The organism is Longibacter sp., assembly GCF_051155795.1.
Taxonomy (GTDB): domain Bacteria; phylum Bacteroidota; class Rhodothermia; order Rhodothermales; family Salinibacteraceae; genus Longibacter.
On the sequence record NZ_DAXETW010000024.1, the window covers coordinates 1 to 2874 of the forward strand.

Below are 2874 nucleotides of genomic sequence, written 5' to 3' on the forward strand. Positions count from 1 at the left end.
AACGTCCTCATCGAAGCAGCGGCGGCGATGTGTCCCGTTATAGCGACTCCGATCGGCGGGATCACCGACCTCGTACGGGACGGCGAGACGGGGCTTATCGTGGCACCGGAGGATGTCGACGCCCTCGTTCGGGCACTGCGAGACGTGTTCGCTGGGTATGACGTAGCACTTCGACGGGCCGCGAGCGCCCGGCAGGTCGTCGAGGACCGCTACTGCCTCAAGACGGAGGTCAGTCGGCTCGTTACTGCCGTTCAGGACGTGGTGGACTACGCCCAACCTGCAGCGTGACGTGGACACTTATCCGCGAGCGCGAGGCGGGGACGGCAACGGCGTGCCGCTTACCTGTCCATCGCCCGACGGGATGCGCGCGACATCGAACAGGCGTTCATGCAGCCCGTGAATCCTTGCATCCGGTTCTTTTGAGAGCTGCTGAAACGATTCAAACCGGTGCTGCAGTTCGGAGCGTGAGCAGGGTGGGTGGCCATGGATGCCGAGGATGTTCGGGTGGTCGCTGTCCTCCATCTGCTCCGACGGCGTCACGAGTCGCTCGCTGAGTTTTTCCCCCGGGCGCTTCCCGATGTATTCGATCATGCGATCGGCGACGACGTCCGGGTAGTAGGCTTGCACCATCTGGCGGGCCAGCCACTCGATGCGAACCGGGTCCCCCATGCGAAGCAAGTAGACCGGGTGGGTGTCATGCAGAAGCGTTTGCAGGATCAGGCTGCAAGCTTCGTGGGCGGTCATAAAATAGCGCTCCATCTCCGGGTGCGTTACCGGAAGAGGCTCGCCAGCCTTTAGTCGCTGCTCAAACAGCGGCACGACACTCCCCTGGCTGCCAAAGACGTTGCCGAAACGGACGATCTTACAGCGCGTCTCCGTCGATGCGCTTCGCACGTACCACTCCGCGAGGCGCTTCGTCGCACCGAGGACACTCTGTGGTTCCACGGCCTTATCCGTCGACACGAACACAAACTGGTCGGCGTCAAACGCGTCGCACAGGTCGACGAGGTTCGCCGTCGTCAACGTGTTGTTCTCGAACGCGGCATCCGGATGCCGCTCCATCATGGGCACGTGCTTATACGCGGCCGTATGGATGACGACGCCCGGCGCGTGCCGCCGGAAGAGACGAGCGGTTGCATTTCGGTTTCGTACGTCCGTGATCGAAAAGTCGATGTCCACCGAGTGTCTTCGCCGTTCCAGACGGTTCTGCAGGCGATAGAGGTTGTACTCGCACATATCGACCAGAATAAGGCGGTCGGGGTCAAGCCGGACGAGCTGTTCGCACAACTCGGTTCCGATAGACCCGCCGGCCCCGGTGACCAGAACGGTCTCATCAGTCAAGATCTCCTGCAGGCGCGCCGTGTCGATTTCGACCGGCGGGCGATCGACGAACTCGTTCAGCCGCACCGGCTCTCGCTGTACAGCGGGCGTGGTCGGCCGGCCCGCGTGCAGTCGCTCGGTAACGAGACGAAGGCCCGATCGAATGCCGAGGAGCCCGACGATGGACAGGAGCGCGTGAACGGACGCGATCCCGCGCGGGACGGAGTGTGTCGGCGTGATGAGGTATGCCGCGGCAATGGAAAGAAGGAACGCGCCGATTAGCGCGCCGGTGATGCGGACAAACTGCGGGAATCGAAGGGCGTGCGGCCGTCGATACCCATCGCTCCACGCGGTTGCACCGATGTAGATCAGGGAGACCAGGACGGCCAGGGACGGGGAGAGAATGTCATGTGGCCATTCCCAGGTGCCGGACCGGACGAATCCGGCCAGGGCTAGCGTCACATACACCCAGAAGCCGTCGGCAAGGACTAAGAGACCGCGCCCGGCAAGCGGGGCTAGGCGATGGGCTTGCGTACGAACGTCGAGTTTCGTCTCGCGCACAGAAAAGCGGGACAATCAATGGGAACAGAAGAAATCAGCCGGCCATCATGGCCGTTTCGTCATATGGCAGGGCGCGTACACCTCCATCCTAAGAGACGAAGCGGGGGGCAGGAATGCAATAGCTGATTGATTGCGAATCCGGACGGCCTGGGCTTACGTGGCGTCCGGTCAGTGTCGCGTTGTCACGTCCAGGAGGATGCGTTCGATCTGTTCGGTGGCCCGAGATCGGCGAAACGACCGGCGGCCAACCTGTTCAGCGTTTCGAGCTGCGTCTTCCATCAGCAGCGGGGCGTCGTGCAATGTCGCGATCTGTTGTGTCAATCCATGCGCATGTTCCGGAGGGACGGTCCAACCGCACCCCTCCTGCTCAACCAGCCGAGCGGTCCACCCCGGGTTTGTCACGATGACCGGGGTGCCCACAGCAAGGCTGTCGAAAAGCTTCCCCGGTGAGTTCGTCGCGAGCACCGGGCGATCGGCGAACGACACGACGGATAGATCGGCGGCGGCGAACAGGGCGAGTGCTCGATGATGGGGAAGGGGAGGAATGTACGTGATCGATCCGACGTTGCGTGCTGCCTGGCGGATGGTCGAAGCATGATACCCTTCTCCCGTGAAAACAAACTGTATCCCGGATCGATGTCCCAGGTTACGGGCCGTTTGTATTAGCGTAGGAATGGCATTGGCCCGGCCAAAGCTCCCGGCATAGAGAACCATGAGTTCGACTCGATCACCGGCTGCACGCCGAAATGCCTGGATCTGGTCGTCTGTGATCTGATCGACGAGGTCGAAGTCGCTTCCGTAGAGAACGGAGGATACAGGTGTACGGGGCGCGCGCCGCTGGATGTGATCGGACATGTCCGGGGATAGGCCGATGACATGATCGGCGTCCCGGTAGAGCCATCGCTCCAGGCGGTATAGGACGGTGCGGGCCGGCATGAATGGAACCGCGCCCATCTGGATCGGAAAGTCGGGCCAGAGGTCGCGGACTTCAAA

Annotated in this window: 3 protein-coding genes; 1 reads left to right on the forward strand and 2 read right to left on the reverse strand. The window is 62.2% G+C overall.

From position 1 onward, the window contains the following. Positions 1 to 288: glycosyltransferase (locus ACFCU0_RS03465; protein WP_434972272.1), on the forward strand; the 288-nt coding region annotated here is incomplete at its 5' end. Between the two features lie 9 nt (positions 289 to 297). Here the strand turns inward: ACFCU0_RS03465 and ACFCU0_RS03470 are convergent. Next, on the reverse strand, positions 298 to 1881 hold the full coding sequence (locus tag ACFCU0_RS03470; protein ID WP_434972273.1) for a polysaccharide biosynthesis protein: 1584 nt from the start codon (positions 1879 to 1881) through the stop codon (positions 298 to 300). A gap of 168 nt (positions 1882 to 2049) precedes the next feature. Then, the coding region (locus ACFCU0_RS03475; protein WP_434972274.1) for a glycosyltransferase family 4 protein at positions 2050 to 2874 on the reverse strand (825 nt) is incomplete at its 5' end.